We start from the raw sequence: 14,082 nt of genomic DNA, 5'->3' as shown, positions 1-14,082 counted from the left end.
TCAGGGACGTACGAGGGCGAACAGCCGCTCCGAGTCGGCCTGTTCGTCTTGCGCGAGCGCCACCAGGAGCTGCTCCACCCGCTCGCGCCAGGTGCGCACCCCGGCCTCCGCGAAGAGCTCACCGGCCGCGTTGAAGCTGGCCGCCGCGCCCGCCCGGTCCGCGCGCAGCGCCCGCACACAGCCGAGGACGGCGCCCGCCCGGGCCTTCAGATAGCGGTCCGGCACCTCCTCCGCGGCCCGCACCGCGTCCCGCAGGACCGTCTCGGCCTCCGCCAACTCCCCCCGGCGCCACAGGGCTTCGCCCAGGGCGCGCAGCACATGCGCCTCGCCCCGCCGGTCCCCGCTGCCCAGGACCAGGTCGAGCGCGCGGCGGCACGCATCCTCCGCGCGCTCCCCGTCGCCCTGGTGGATCAGCGCCTCCGCGAGACGTACGGTGCTCATCGCCTCGCCCCGCACCGTGCCGAGGCCCCGGCTCCGCGCGACCGCCTCCGAGGAGAGGACCAGACTGGCCTGCGGGTCGCCGCGCTCCAGCTCGATCTGGGCGAGCAGCCCGAGCACATGGGCCTCGGCGTAGTGGTCGCCGACGGCACGGAACGTCTCCAGTGAGCGGCGGCCCGTGCCGTACGCCTGGTCGAGGTCGCCGCGGTGGCGCTCGCACAGGGCGAGGTTGCGCAGCACGAGGGCACGGCCCTGGTCCTGGCCGAGCTCGTCGAAGAGCGTCAGGGCGCGGCCGAGGCGGTCGTAGGCGGAGTCGTACTCCCACTGCACGATCTCCAGGGTGCCGAGGGAGTGCAGCATCGCCGCCTCGCCGAGCCCGTCCCCGGTGCGGCGGGCGGCGGCCAGGGCCGCGTCGCCGCACTGGGCCCAGTCCTCCAGGTAGTTGCGGTTCTGGAAGAGGGTCACGGCGGTCATCGTCAGGTCCCAGGCGTACGCGGACTCGTCGTCCCGGGCGAGCTGGTCGATGAGGCCCGTGAGGGCGAGGCGCTCCGTCTCGAACCACTCCAGCGGGTCCTCCAGGAGGCTGTCCACGTAGTGCGCGGGCAGCTCCCGCAGCGGTGCGGAGCCGTGCACGACGGTGTAGTCGCCGCCGTAGACGCGGCGGTGCGCCTCCCGGGCCAGGCCGAGCCAGCCCGCGCCCGCGCGGCGCAGCGCCGCCCGCCGGGTCTCCTCTTCCTCCTCGGCGAGCCCGCACTCGCGGGCGAAGAGCCGCAGCAGGTCCTGGAAGCGGTAGCGGACGTGCCCGGTGGTGGCGTGCAGCGGCTCCAGGAGCTGGGCGTCGACGAGCTGCTCGATGAGGTCCTCGGCGTCCACCGGGTCGATGTCGAGGAGGGCCGCGCCCGCCCACGCCGAGAACTCGGGCACGCACACCGTGCCGAGCAGCCGGAACATGCGGGCGGTGGCGGGCGCGAGGTCCCGGTAGCTGAGCCGGAGCCCTGCGCGGACGCCGCGCGCGTCGATGCTGAGCTCGTCGAGCCTGCGGTGCTGGTCCTCCAGGCGGGACACCAGCGTCCGTACGGACCAGTGGGGTTTGGCCGCGAGCCGGGCGGCGGCGATGCGCAGCGCGAGCGGCAGCCGGTCGCAGAGCTCGCTGAGCCGGGCGGCGCCCACCGGGTCGGCGCTGAACCGGTCGTCGCCCGCGACCCGGGAGAGCAGCGCGAGCGACTCGTCCTGCGCGAGGGAGCCGAGCTGCAGTGGTACGTAGGCGTAGTCGCCGGCGAGCGCGCCGCCCATGCTGTCGCGGCTGGTGACCAGGACGCAGCAGCCGGAGGTGCCCGGCAGGAGGGGCCGGATCTGCTGGTAGGAGCGGGCGTTGTCGAGGACGATCAGGACCCGGCGGCCGTCCAGGACGCTGCGGAAGAGGGCGGTGCGCTCCACCTGGTCGGCGGGGATCTGCGGGCCGGGCACGCCGAGGGCGCGCAGGAACCGGTCGAGGACGGCGCCCGGCCTGCGCGGCGCCTCGTCCTCGTCGTAGCCGCGCATGTCGGCGAAGAGCTGGCCGTCCGGGAAGCGGGCGACGACCTGGTGCGCCCAGTGGACGGCGAGCGCGGTCTTGCCGACGCCGCCGGTGCCGGTGAGCGAGCCGACCGGCAGTGCGGTGCCGCCGAGGTGGTCCAACAGGCGGTCCAGGGCGGCGAGTTCGGGGGCGCGGCCGGTGAAGGAGGCGGGGCTGGGCGGCAGGTGGGCGGGGACGGCGGCGCCCTGGACGAGGGTGGCGTTCTCGGTGGGCGGGAGCAGCTTCGGGGAGTCGGCGAGTATCTCCTCGTGCAGCTCCTGGAGGGCGGGCCCCGGGTCGATGCCCAGCTCCTCGGCGAAGAGGCGGGCGCCGTCGCGGTACGCCTCCAGGGCTTCGGCGCGGCGCCCGGAGCGGTAGTGGGCGAGCATCAGCAGGGCCACGGCCTTCTCGCGCAGCGGGTTCTCGCGCACGAACCCGGAGAGTTCCGCGATGAGTTCGCCGTGCAGGCCCAGGTCGAGGCGGAGCGCGGTGAGCTGCTCGTACACGTCGAGGCGCAGCTCGGTCAGGCGCGCCGACTCGGCCTCCACGCGCTCCGCGGTGATCCCTTCGAGCGCGGGTCCGCGCCACATCGCGAGGGCCTCCTCGAAGTGGCCGATGGCCTCGTCGCCGCGGCCGCGCCGGGCGGCTTCCCGGCCCTCGCCCGCGCGCTCCTCGAACTCGACGGCGTCGATGCGGTGTTCGCCCGCGTAGAGCATGTAGCCGGGGTGGCTGGTGACGAGGATGTCCTCGACGCCGACGGCCGCCTTGAGGGTCTTGCGGAGTGCGGAGACGCAGATGGCGAGCTGATTGCGGGCGGTGGCGGGCGGGTTGCCGTGCCAGATCGCGTCCGCGAGGGCGTCGGTGGAGACGACCTTGCCGGGGGCGAGGAGGAGCATGGACATGAGGGTGCGCTGGCGGGCGCCCTGGAGGGGGACGGGGCGGTCCTCGACCCTGATGTCGAGGGGGCCGAGGATCCGGAACACCACCTGCAGCACGCGGGGCTCCCCTCTTTTTTGTCCTGGTCGCGCTCTCTCTTTGCTTGGGTAACAAGGGCCCTTGCCGGGTCGCAATGAGGGCGGCAGCAAGCTGCCAGGGCCCTCCCGGGCGGGGGCGGGATCCGGGGGGGGGTGGGGGCTCGTTCTCACCCGCGGGCCGGTGGGGGCTTGTCGCGCAGTTCCCCGCGCCCCTTACGGGGCACGATCGGGTGGTCGCGCCCACGCGGCGGAGCCGCATATCGATACAGCCCCGCGCCCCTTACGGGGCACGATCGGGTGGTCGCGCCCACGCGGCGGAGCCGCACATCGATACAGCCCCGCGCCCCTTACGGGGCGCTCTAGATCGCCTTCCAGGACGACGGGGGTGTTGCCTCTGCTCTGGTCCAGCGGGCCGTTGCGCCCCGGTCCTCCTCCCCGTTCGGCGGCGCGCCGGCGGTCAGTGCCGTCAACAGCGCCACCACCGCCGCCAGTTCCTCCGGGGTCGGGCTGCCGTGGATCACCTTGAACAGGGTCGGGGCCAGCGGGCCCTCGAGGGCGGGGGCGGGTGCGGGTGCGGGTGCGGTCATGGGAGGGCTCCTCACATCGGGGGGTTGCCGTGTTTGCGTGTGGGCAGCGCTGCGTGTTTGGGGCGGAGCATCGTGAGCGTCGCGATCAGGGCCGAGCGGGTGTCGGCGGGGTCGATGACGTCGTCGACCAGGCCGCGCTCGGCGGCGTAGTAGGGGTGCATGAGCTCCGTCTTGTACTCCTTGACCATGCGGGCGCGCATCGCCTCGGGGTCGTCGGCGGCCGCGATCCGGCGGCGGAAGACCACGTTCGCGGCGCCCTCCGCGCCCATCACGGCGATCTCGTTGGCGGGCCAGGCCAGGGACACGTCGGTGCCGATGGAGCGGGAGTCCATGACGATGTAGGCGCCGCCGTACGCCTTGCGCAGGATGACCTGGACCCGGGGGACGGTGGCGTTGCAGTACGCGTACAGGAGTTTGGCGCCGTGGCGGATGATGCCGCCGTGCTCCTGGTCGACGCCGGGCAGGAAGCCGGGCACGTCGACGAGGGTGACCAGGGGGATGTTGAAGGCGTCGCAGAGCTGCACGAAGCGGGCGGCCTTCTCCGAGGCATGGATGTCCAACACACCTGCCAGGGCCTGGGGTTGGCTCGCGACGATGCCGACGACCTGGCCGCCGAGGCGGGCGAGCGCCGTGATGACGCTGGTGGCCCAGCGCTCGTGGACCTCCATGTACTCGTGGTCGTCGACGAGTTCCGAGATGACCTCGCGCATGTCGTAGGGCCTGCTGCCGTCCAGGGGCACCAGGTCCAGGAGGCGCTCGCAGCGGCGGTCCGCGGGGTCCTCGGGGGTCGAACCCGGGGGTGTGTCGCGGTTGTTGGCGGGGAGCAGGGAGAGGAGGTAGCGGACCTCCGCCAGGCAGGTCTCCTCGTCGTCGTACGCGAAGTGGGCGACGCCGCTGACGCCCGCGTGCACGTCCGCGCCGCCGAGCCCGTTCTGGGTGATCTCCTCGCCCGTGACCGCCTTCACGACGTCCGGGCCCGTGATGAACATCTGCGACGTCTCCCGGACCATGAACACGAAGTCCGTCAGGGCGGGGCTGTAGGCCGCGCCGCCCGCGCACGGGCCGAGCATCACGCTGATCTGCGGGATGACGCCGGACGCCTTCGTGTTGCGCTGGAAGATGCCGCCGTACCCGGCGAGGGCCGAGACGCCCTCCTGGATGCGGGCGCCCGCGCCGTCGTTCAGCGACACCAGGGGCGCGCCCGCCGCGATGGCCATGTCCATGATCTTGTGGATCTTCGTGGCGTGCGCCTCGCCGAGGGCACCGCCGAAGATCCGGAAGTCGTGCGCGTAGACGAAGACCGTGCGGCCCTCGACCGTTCCCCAGCCCGTGATCACCCCGTCCGTGTGCGGCCGTTTCGCCTCCAGGCCGAAGCCCGTCGCGCGGTGCCGGCGCAACTGCTCCACCTCGTTGAACGAGCCCGGGTCAAGGAGGAGTTCGATGCGTTCGCGCGCCGTCAGCTTGCCCTTGGCGTGCTGCGCCTCGGTGGCCGCGGGGACGCCGTCGAGGACGTCGCGGCGGATGCGGGTGAGCTCGGCGACCCGCTCGGTCATGGTCATGGACTCCAACTCCCTGTCCGTCGGCTGGTGCGGAGCTCCGTCAGCTGGTGCGGAGCGCGACGTAGTCGCAGAGCGCGTGCAGCGCACGGCGGGCCGGGAGCGGCGGCAGCGCGCGGAGCGCCTCGCGCGCCCGGTCGAGGCGGCGCCGCAGCACCGCCTCGGTCTCGGTGAGGGCGGACGAGCGGGCGAAGAGGGCGAGGGCGCGGTCGGCGTCGGCGGGTGCGAGGGGGCCGTCCGCGAGCAGGTCGCGCAGTTCCGCGTCGGCCGGGTCGGCGCCCTCGCGGGCGAGGACGACGGGCAGGCTGGGGACGCCGGCCAGGAGGTCCTTGCCCCGCTGCTTGCCGGTGAGTTCGGCCGGAGAGCTCAGGTCGAGCAGGTCGTCGGCTATCTGGAAGGCGATGCCGAGCTGCTCGCCGTACTCGGTCAGGGCGGCCACCTCGGGGGCGGCCGTGCCCGCCTGGAGGGCGCCGATGCCGAGGGACATCGACAGGAGGGCGGCGGTCTTGCCCTCGGTCACCTGGAAGTAGTGGGTGACCGGGTCCATGTCGGGTCCGGGCCCGCTCAGCTCGCGCAGCTGCCCGGCGACGAGGCGGCCCGCGGCCTGCGCGTTGAGGTGGACGGCGCCGGGGCCGAGGTCGGCGGCGAGCTGGGCCGCGCGGGCGAGGAGCCAGTCCCCGCCGAGCACGGCGGCCCGCTCGCCCCAGCGGGCGTGCGCACTGGGGACGCCGTGCCGGGTCTCGGCCTCGTCCATCACGTCGTCGTGGTAGAGCGAGGCGATGTGCACCAGCTCGGCGATGACGGCGGCCTGTGTGACACCGTCCCGCCACGGCTCGCCGAACTCGGCGCCCAGCAGCACCAGCAGGGGCCGCAGCCGCTTGCCGCCCGCGTCGGCGAGATGGCCGGTGAGGGCCGCGACACGGGGGTCGAGGGAGCCGTGCGCGGTGGACTGGAGCCACTTCTCGGCGCGCTCCAGGGCCTCGCTGAGTCTGTGCTCGAACCCGGGGTCCTCCAGGGCGAGTCGGCCGAGGAGCCCGGCTGTCTGTCGTACGTCCATGGGGGAGCCCCTCTGCCGTGCCCGTGTGCATCGGTGATTTCACGTATTCGGATACGGAAATCAACTCTCGGTCGCACCCAAATCCCCTACAACGGGCCTGACATGAAGGTGTTACGGCTGTCAGCTTCCTGACGTGCTTTCCTGCGGCCACCGAATAGGGATTTCCCGTGGATACGCTCCCTGCGATCTCCGGTCTCCGGTCTCCGACCCCTTGGGGAAAGGCATGGAAATGCGTATCCGAATAGCCTTCGCCGTGGCGGGCGCCGCCGCGCTGCTCGCCCTCTCCGCCGCCCCCTCCGCGGCCGGCGGCGCCACCGCCGAAGGCCCGCGCGACTGCGGTGCACTGCGGCTCACCGGCTCGCTGCCCGCACCCGCCCCCGGCACGGCGGTGCGGCAGGAGGTGACGGTCGGCGCGGACTGCCGGCCGCATCTGGGAGAGGTGCGCGTGACGCCGCTCGCGGCGGGCTCCGACCATCGGCTGACGAGCTGGAACGAGATGTACGACTGCTGCAACATCCGCATGACCGGCCTCTACACGACGTCTGACTGGACCACCGACGGCGGGCGGATAGCGCGGGCGAACACCGACGTCACCCAGCAGTGGAACCGGGAGCCGTGGAACGCCGGCTGGTCGCTCGCGGACTCGGCCAAGGGCACCGACTGCCTCACCGACTGCGCGGTGTCCCGCACCGAGGCCCGCGCCCGCTTCACGTACAAAGGCATCTTCGACACCTCCGGCAACCGGTACGAGAACGCGCACCACTCGTCCATCGAGCTGACCGGCGACGGGACCGGGACCTGCACGTTCGACGTGGAGCTCAAGCACACCTTCGTCGGCTGGAACTGGCAGCGGGGCTGCTCCTGACCCGCGCGTACACAGGGTTGGCAGCAAGCTGCCACGCGGCTTGAGGCATTGGCCAGACCCCGCCACCCGCATTGTCAGGAACCGGCAAGGGCCCGGGTGGAATCAAGTGCCGCTGCCTAGGCTCCCCCAGGAAATCCCCGTACTCCGGCACTCCCGGTACGCCATTTCTCGCGAAGGAGTCTCATGTTCGGACGGATTGGACGTTTAGCCGTCCACCGGCCCTGGGTGACCATCTCGGTCTGGATCATCGCCGCGGTGGCGCTTGTCGCGCTCGCGCCCCAGTTGAAATCCACCAGCGACCAGGCCGACTTTCTCCCGTCGCACTACGAGTCGGTCCAGGCGGAGAAGACGCAGGAACGCGCGTTCCCCCAGCATGAGCAGCCGGCGGCCGTCGCGGTGTTCCAGCGGGCGGACGGGCAGCAGCTGACCGGGGCCGACAAGGCCGCGGTCGGAAAGGTCGCCGCGGGGCTCCAGGACCGCGGCTTCGAGAAGATCAAGGGGGTGCGGACCAGCCCGGAGGCGGTCTCGCCCAACGGGAGGATCGCCCTCGCCAACGTCGTCGCGACCGTCAAGGACCCGTACGACGAAGGGCTTTCGGAGTCCGTCAAGAAGCTGCGCCAGGCTGCGAAGCCGCTGCTCGACGACACCGGTCTGAAGGTCGGCTTCACCGGGCAGGCGGCCAGCGCGCTCGACTCCAAGGAGGCGTCCGGCGACACCGACGCCATGATCATGTCGGCGACGCTCGCGCTCATCGTCGTGCTGCTGCTCATCCTCTTCCGCAGCCCGCTGATCGCCGTGCTCCCGGTGCTGATCATCGGGGTCGCCTTCATGGTGGCCACCGGGCTCATCTCCACCGCCGCCGAGCTCGGCGGGCTCAAGGCCGACAACTCGATCTCCGCGATCCTCATCGTGGTCCTCTTCGGTGTCGGCACCGACTACATCCTCTTCCTGCTCTTCCGCTACCGCGAGCAGCTGCGCGGCGGGCAGGACCCCAAGCAGGCCATGATCAGCGCGGTCGCGCTCGTCGGCGAGACCATCGCGTCCGCGGCGGGCGCCGTCATCGTCGCGTTCCTCGCGCTGCTCCTGTCCACCATGGGCATGCTCCGCGCGATGGGCCCGTCGCTCGCGATCTCCGTCGCGGTGGCGCTGCTCGCCGGACTCACCCTGGTGCCCGCCGTGTTCTCGCTGCTCGGCACCAAGGCGTTCTGGCCGTCCAAGGCGTGGCGCAAGGAGCCGAAGGCCACCGTCGCGGGCCGCGTCGGCTCGCTCGCGGCGCGGCGGCCCGGCCCGGTCGCCGCCCTCACCGCGGGCGTCCTCGCGGTGCTCGCGCTCGGGGTGCTCAGCTTCCGCGCGGAGTTCGACACCGACAGCTCGCTGCCGCAGAACCTGGAGTCGGTGCGGGCCATGAAGGACATGCAGCAGGGCTTCTCCGCGGGCCAGACCGACCCGACCTCGGTCTATCTGGAGAAGACCGGCGGCGGCACCCTCAGCAAGAGCCAACTGGCCGACTTCCGCGCCGCGTTGCAGAAGGTCGACGGGGTCAGCCAGGTCTCCCCCGCCGTCAGGGGCACCGAGGGCTCCATCGCCCAGTACGACGTGGTCCTCAAGTACCGGCCCGCCGAGGACAAGGCCATCGACCTCGTCTCGGGGCCGCTGCGGGACGCCGCGCACCAGGCCGCGCCGGACGGCACGAAGGCGCTGGCGGGCGGGACCACGGCGGTGCTCGCCGACATCCAGACGGCCGTGAACCACGACTACAAGGTGGTCTTCCCGACCGCCGGGCTCGCCATCCTGATCATCCTGGGGCTGCTCCTTCGCAGCGTCGTCGCCCCGCTGTACCTGATGGTCTCGGTGGCGCTCGGCTTCGGTGCCACACTGGGCGCGACGGTCTGGATCTTCCAGGAGGGGCAGGGCAAGAACGGCCTGCTGTTCACGCTGCCGGTGATCGTCTATCTCTTCGTGGTCGCCATCGGCACCGACTACAACATCCTGATGGTGGCCCGCCTCCGGGAGGAGATCGAACAGGGCCGCTCACCGCGCGAGGCGACCCTGCGCGCCGTCTCCCGCTCCGTGCCGACCATCGGCGCCGCCGCGGTCATCCTCGCCGGCACCTTCGGCGTCCTGATGCTCGCCAAGAACTCCATGCTCCAGCAGATGGGCTTCGCGGTGGCCTTCGGGATCCTGCTGTCCGCCTTCGTCATGGCGATGCTGCTGGTGCCGACCGTGACCACGCTGCTCGGGCACCGGGCGTGGTGGCCGGGACACCGGCCCGTGGCGCCGCCTGCGGCCGCGTCCGGAACCGAGCCGTCCGCACCGGTGGGCCGCTCCGACGACGACCGAACACTCGTGTAATTCCCGTGACTTGTACGAGAGGAGGGCGCCGCCCGGGCCCCGCCGCAGCAGCGGTGGGACCCGGGCGGCGCACCCGCGTATGGAGCTGACCCTCTTTCTGTTCATCGCCGCCGTCACCCTCGTCCTCACCGTCTCGCTGCTCTCCGTCGGGGCCCGGCGCCTGCTCGGGCTCCGCATCGGGAAGGTGCGGGCCACCCTCACCGGGCTCGTCGCCATGGGCTCGAGCGGGCTGATCGGCGCCGCCATGGGTGAGGCCCGGCGCGGGGCGCTCATCTCGGTGCAGATCGGCCTGACCGTGCTCGTCGCGGTGGGCTTCCTCGCCCTCTCGGAGGCCGTGCTGCCCTCCGGGTCCATCTCCGGTGTGGTGCGCTGGCCGCAGGCGGTGCGCCGCCGCCTCGCCCGCACCCGCCGCTACGCCCAGCTCTCCCGGATCGCGGTCCGCCACGGCCTGGGCGGCGCGGTGCGCGGCCGGGGGCTGCGGGGGCCCGACGCGGCCGGGGAGCGCGGCCGGGTCGCGGGCGATCTGCGGCTCGCCCTGGAGGAGGCGGGCGCCACCTTCGTGAAGCTCGGGCAGGTCCTGTCCACCCGCTACGACCTGCTGCCGCCCGAGTTCGTCACCGAGCTCACCAAGCTCCAGCACCAGGTGGCCGCCGAGCCCTGGGCGGAGGTGGAGAAGGTCCTCACCGAGGAGCTCGGCAAGGAACCCGCCGTGTTCTTCGCCGAGTTCGACCACGAGCCGCTCGCCGCGGGCTCCATCGCGCAGGTGCACCGGGCCCGGCTCAGCTCCGGCGAGGAGGTCGTGGTCAAGGTGCAGCGGCCCGGCGCGCGGCCCGTGGTCGACCGGGACCTGGACATCCTGTTCCGGATGGGCCAGAAGTTCGAGGAACACACCGCGTGGGGGCGGGACATGGGCGCCCTGGAGCTCGCCGAGGGCTTCGCCACCTCCCTCAACGAGGAGCTGGACTTCCGCATCGAGGCCCGCAACATGGCCACCATCAGGGCCGCCGCCGACCGCCCCGACGTGGTCTCCACCGTCCGCATGCCCCTCGTGCACGAGGACCTGTGCGGCAAGCGCGTCCTCGTCCTGGAGTGGCTGAGCGGCACCCCGCTCAACGCGGCGGGCGGCCTCATCGAGGAGCGCGGCCTGGACCGCACCGAGCTGGCCCGCCGGCTCCTGGAGTGCGTCCTCGAACAGATCATGATCGGCGGGGTGTTCCACGCCGACCCGCACCCCGGCAACATCATGCTGCTCGACGACGGCGACCTCGGCCTGATCGACTTCGGCTCGGTGGGCCGCATCGACCGGGTGCTGCGGGCCGCGCTGCGCAATCTGCTGCTCGCCATCCACCGCAGCGACCCGGTGGCGCTCTCCGATGCGCTGCTCGAACTCGTCGACCGCGGCGAGGAGATCGACGAGATGCGCCTGGAGCGGGCCCTCGGCCGGTTCATGGCCCGCCACCTCACGCCCGGGGTGCGGCCCGACCGGGAGATGTTCGCCGACCTGTTCCTGCTGGTGGCCCGGCACGGGCTGACCGTGCCGCCGGAGATCGCCGCGACGTTCCGGGCACTCGCGACCCTGGAGGGCGCGATGGAGCAGCTGGTGCCGGGCTTCGACATCGTCGCCGAGGCCCGTACGTTCGCCACCGGGCAGCTGGAGCGCAAGCTCAGCCCGAAGTCGCTCGGCGAGGTGTTCTCCGAGGAGGCTCTCGCGCTGGCGCCGCTGCTGCGGCGGCTGCCCCGGCGCGTGGAGCGGATCACCAACTCCCTGGAGCACGGGCGGCTCGGCGTTCGGGTGCGGCTGCTCGCCGACGAGCGGGACCGGCGGTTCGTCCGGTCCCTCGTGCACGACGTGCTGCTCACGTTCCTGGGCGGGGTGACGGGGCTGATCGGTGTGCTGCTCCTCGGGACCGACAAGGGGCCGACGCTCGGCGACTCGCTCAGCCTCTTCCAGCTGATCGGCTACAACCTGATGGTGGTGAGCTGTGTGCTCGTGATCCGGGTGGTGTTCGGGATCTTCAAGTCACAGCGCACACCTGGCCGGTAGGCAGCGGGAGAGCGCCGTGGGGGCTGCTGTGATCCGGCACCTGCGGGCTGCCTGTGGCTGGTCGCGCAGTTCCCCGCGCCCCTGACGGGGCGCCTCTCACGCCGCCCCGAAAGCCACCGGCGCGTCGCTGAACCCGTACAGGAAGTTGGAGTACACGCGCCGCGCCTCGCCGCGCGGCTCGATCGTGGCGACCATGTCGCGCAGCGCCGCGAGGAGGGCCTTGAGCTCCTCGCGGCCGAGGAAGGCGCCGAGGCAGAAGTGCGGTCCGTGGCCGAACGTCACGTGCTTGTTGGGGGTGCGGGACAGGTCGTAGCGGAGCGGGTCGGGGAAGACTTCCTCGTCGAAGTTGGCGGAGGTGTTCCAGAGGGTCACGATGTCCCCGGCGGGGATCGTGCGGCCGCCGATCTCCACGTCCGCGACGGCCCGCCGGCCGAAGTGCATCGCGGGCGTCGTCCAGCGCAGCACCTCCTCCGTGGCGCTCTCCACGGTGACCTCGCCGGAGCGGAACGCCCGCCACTGGTCCGGGTGTTCGATGAAGGCCAGGATCGCGCCGATCGACGCCATGCGGCTGGACTCGTCGCCGCCGATGATGAGGCTGTAGCAGTTGAAGACGATCTCTTCCTCGGTGAGGGGCCGGCCTTCGATCTCTCCCGTCGCGAGGGCGCTGATCACGTCGTCGCCCGGGTTCTTGCGGCGGGCGCGGGAGAGGTCCGAGAAGTACAGGAGGATCTCGTTGCGGGCCAGCCACGCGTCCTGGGCGGTGGCGTCGCCGCTGTCCGCGCTGAGGACCTGCTTGTTCCAGTCGAGGAGCGCCTGGCGGTCCTGCGGGGGCACCGCCATCAGGTCGCAGATGGTGCCCATGGGGATGTGCTCGGCGACGGCCTCGGCGTAGTCGAAGCCGTCCCCGCGGTCCAGGACGTGTGAGATCAAGTCCCGCGTACGGACGTTGACTTGCTCGACGACGTGGCGCAGGGCGCGCGGGGAGAACGACTTCAGCATGAGGGTGCGGATCGCCCGGTGCCGGGCCCCGTCGCTGACCGCGAGCATCTTCCCGGCCGCCGAGTCGCCGCCCTGGAGGAGCGTGGACAGGACGTTGCCGCGCTCGGAGGTGAAGCGGGTGTTGTCCTTGTAGACGGCCATCACGTCGGCGTAGCGGGTGAGCGCCCAGAAGGGCGGTAGGCCGCCGCGGGCCGGGTGGTGGTGGACGGGCCGCTCGTCGCGGAACCGCCGCCACAGATCGTGGAGTTCGTCCGGCGTCCCGGTGACGAAGGTCTTGGGGTCGGTGAGGTCGACGGCGTCGAGATCGCCTGGGGCGTACGTCTCGCTGGTCATGGTCATGTCCGCTCTCACAGTCGGTTCAGGGGCCGGTGCGAACTGTCGGTTCAGGGCCGGTGCGAACTGTCGGTTCAAGGGCCCGTGCGTACGGGGAGTTCTGCGCGTCTGCGGATGCCGTGCAGCCAGTCGCGGCGGATGAGCCCGCTGGGCAGCCGGATGAGCAGCCAGTAGCGGGCGAACGCGCGGCGGGCCCGCTCGTCGGTGCTGACCACGCGCGTCTCGGTGGTCAGCTCTCCTTTGTCGTGCCGGAAGTTGAAGGCCACCTTGTAGTAGCCGGGCCGGTCGAAGGCGCGGAAGGACTCGCCGGGCGGCGCGGCGAGGAGGGCCGGGCCCTTGGGGTCCTCGACGGCCACCACCGCGCCGATCACCAACTCCGACTCGTCACGGTGCAGTTCGGTGAAGCCGCCGCCCGTCATGGCGCCGAGGAACGGCTCCTCGGACTTGGTGCGCTTGGTGCCGAGGGAGCCGATCAGGAGCAGCGCGTGGCAGAAGGGGACCTCCCGCCAGCGGGTCTCCTCGACGGCCCGCAGCACCCGCTCGCGGGGCGCCCGGACCGCCGTAGCGTGCCGCTCCCGGTGGTCCCAGCGCGGAAGCAGCCGGTCAAGTGCCGTGTCGCTCATGGACGTTCACCTCCTGGTGCGCTGGTGCGGCGCTGGAAGTCGAGGGCGAGCACGGTGAAGAGGAGCCCGCCGAGCATCCAGTACGGCTCGTACAGCAGGACGCTGAACCGGTCCTCGCCCGTGAGCGGCTCGTCCCGCTGCCCGGTGAGGTAGACGGCCAGGTCGACCATGGCGGGCGCCGCGTGGAAGACCATCAGGGCCGCGCAGCCCCAGGCCCCGGTGAGCACGAGGCGGCGCGGGAAGACCAGGCCCCACGGCTGCACCAGGGCGAGCGCGAGGGCGGCGCCGCCGAGGTTCATCGGGATGGCGATCAAGTCGATGACGAACAGCGGGGTGTTGTCGACCAGGGACTCCCCCGGCGGCAGCCCGAAGGTGCCGCCGAGGGCCCAGTAGCAGTGGAACGCCGCGAACACGACCATCCACGCGCAGGCGACGACACCCGTGCGCCACGGCCAGGCCGCCGCGGCGGGATAGTTCTCGCGCGCGGCGTCGAGCCGCTCGGTCACGGTGGTCAGGACGGAGCGTGCGTGATCCATGGCGGTCCCATCGGGGTCAGCGAGGGCCTGTCCGGTGGGTCAGGCCGCATAATTTCCAGGGTGCCGTGCATCGCCGGTGAGCGGGGGCTGGTGCGCCGAGATGCAAGGCGGAGGAGGGCGACAACGCGGAGCGTTGGCAACCGACGACAACGCCGCAGATCGG

The 14,082-nt window shown here is 72.3% G+C and carries 10 protein-coding genes; 3 read left to right on the top strand and 7 right to left on the bottom strand.

Annotated elements, in window-relative coordinates; all coding sequences use genetic code 11:
• The 4 genes from ACFWYM_RS07660 to ACFWYM_RS07645 form a co-directional block, all read right to left on the bottom strand.
• Positions 1 to 2,988, bottom strand: coding sequence for a BTAD domain-containing putative transcriptional regulator (locus ACFWYM_RS07660; RefSeq protein ID WP_384831545.1), 2,988 nt, complete (start codon positions 2,986 to 2,988; stop codon positions 1 to 3).
• 338 nt (positions 2,989 to 3,326) lie between these two features.
• A complete protein-coding gene (locus ACFWYM_RS07655) occupies positions 3,327 to 3,554 on the bottom strand; it encodes an acyl-CoA carboxylase subunit epsilon (protein ID WP_384831542.1) in 228 nt (75 codons plus the stop codon).
• A gap of 11 nt (positions 3,555 to 3,565) precedes the next feature.
• Entirely contained in the window at positions 3,566 to 5,113 is a 1,548-nt protein-coding gene (locus ACFWYM_RS07650) for an acyl-CoA carboxylase subunit beta (protein ID WP_384831540.1), read from the bottom strand.
• A 40-nt stretch (positions 5,114 to 5,153) separates the two neighbouring features.
• A complete protein-coding gene (locus ACFWYM_RS07645; RefSeq protein ID WP_384831537.1) occupies positions 5,154 to 6,167 on the bottom strand; it encodes a polyprenyl synthetase family protein in 1,014 nt (337 codons plus the stop codon).
• 229 nt (positions 6,168 to 6,396) lie between these two features.
• On the opposite strand from ACFWYM_RS07645, the gene ACFWYM_RS07640 reads away from it, so the two are divergent.
• The 3 genes from ACFWYM_RS07640 (at position 6,397) to ACFWYM_RS07630 (ending at position 11,428) form a co-directional block, all read left to right on the top strand.
• Positions 6,397 to 7,032, top strand: a complete 636-nt coding sequence (locus tag ACFWYM_RS07640) for a hypothetical protein (protein ID WP_384831534.1) — start codon at positions 6,397 to 6,399, stop codon at positions 7,030 to 7,032.
• Between the two features lie 183 nt (positions 7,033 to 7,215).
• The gene (locus ACFWYM_RS07635) at positions 7,216 to 9,384 is read left to right on the top strand and encodes an MMPL family transporter (RefSeq protein WP_384831531.1); all 2,169 of its coding nucleotides are present in this window, start codon (positions 7,216 to 7,218) and stop codon (positions 9,382 to 9,384) included.
• A gap of 79 nt (positions 9,385 to 9,463) precedes the next feature.
• Positions 9,464 to 11,428, top strand: a complete 1,965-nt coding sequence (locus ACFWYM_RS07630; protein WP_384831528.1) for an ABC1 kinase family protein — start codon at positions 9,464 to 9,466, stop codon at positions 11,426 to 11,428.
• Positions 11,429 to 11,524: 96 nt separating this feature from the next.
• Here the strand turns inward: ACFWYM_RS07630 and ACFWYM_RS07625 are convergent, their stop codons facing one another.
• The 3 genes from ACFWYM_RS07625 to ACFWYM_RS07615 form a co-directional block, all read right to left on the bottom strand.
• On the bottom strand, positions 11,525 to 12,760 hold the full coding sequence (locus ACFWYM_RS07625; RefSeq protein ID WP_384832080.1) for a cytochrome P450: 1,236 nt from the start codon (positions 12,758 to 12,760) through the stop codon (positions 11,525 to 11,527).
• 74 nt (positions 12,761 to 12,834) lie between these two features.
• Positions 12,835 to 13,383, bottom strand: coding sequence for a hypothetical protein (locus tag ACFWYM_RS07620; protein ID WP_384831525.1), 549 nt, complete (start codon positions 13,381 to 13,383; stop codon positions 12,835 to 12,837).
• The gene (locus ACFWYM_RS07615; protein WP_384831521.1) at positions 13,380 to 13,919 is read right to left on the bottom strand and encodes a DUF3995 domain-containing protein; all 540 of its coding nucleotides are present in this window, start codon (positions 13,917 to 13,919) and stop codon (positions 13,380 to 13,382) included. Before ACFWYM_RS07615 ends, ACFWYM_RS07620 begins: the two co-directional genes overlap by 4 nt.
• Between the last annotated feature and the right edge of the window lie 163 nt (positions 13,920 to 14,082).

The organism is Streptomyces sp. NPDC059009 (assembly GCF_042740175.1).
Taxonomy (GTDB): Bacteria; Actinomycetota; Actinomycetes; order Streptomycetales; family Streptomycetaceae; genus Streptomyces.
The sequence above is the reverse complement of the archived record's forward strand: the minus strand, read 5'-3'. Positions and strand labels throughout refer to the sequence as shown.

What these genes read in the sequence shown, in the direction of transcription:
- ACFWYM_RS07640 (WP_384831534.1), top strand. Translation starts at nt 6,397, where the DNA reads ATGCGTATCCGAATAGCCTTCGCCGTGGCGGGCGCCGCCGCGCTGCTC.
- ACFWYM_RS07625 (WP_384832080.1), bottom strand. Translation starts at nt 12,760, where the DNA reads ATGACCAGCGAGACGTACGCCCCAGGCGATCTCGACGCCGTCGACCTC.
- ACFWYM_RS07645 (WP_384831537.1), bottom strand. Translation starts at nt 6,167, where the DNA reads ATGGACGTACGACAGACAGCCGGGCTCCTCGGCCGACTCGCCCTGGAG.
- ACFWYM_RS07630 (WP_384831528.1), top strand. Translation starts at nt 9,464, where the DNA reads ATGGAGCTGACCCTCTTTCTGTTCATCGCCGCCGTCACCCTCGTCCTC.
- ACFWYM_RS07650 (WP_384831540.1), bottom strand. Translation starts at nt 5,113, where the DNA reads ATGACCATGACCGAGCGGGTCGCCGAGCTCACCCGCATCCGCCGCGAC.
- ACFWYM_RS07635 (WP_384831531.1), top strand. Translation starts at nt 7,216, where the DNA reads ATGTTCGGACGGATTGGACGTTTAGCCGTCCACCGGCCCTGGGTGACC.
- ACFWYM_RS07615 (WP_384831521.1), bottom strand. Translation starts at nt 13,919, where the DNA reads ATGGATCACGCACGCTCCGTCCTGACCACCGTGACCGAGCGGCTCGAC.
- ACFWYM_RS07655 (WP_384831542.1), bottom strand. Translation starts at nt 3,554, where the DNA reads ATGACCGCACCCGCACCCGCACCCGCCCCCGCCCTCGAGGGCCCGCTG.
- ACFWYM_RS07620 (WP_384831525.1), bottom strand. Translation starts at nt 13,383, where the DNA reads ATGAGCGACACGGCACTTGACCGGCTGCTTCCGCGCTGGGACCACCGG.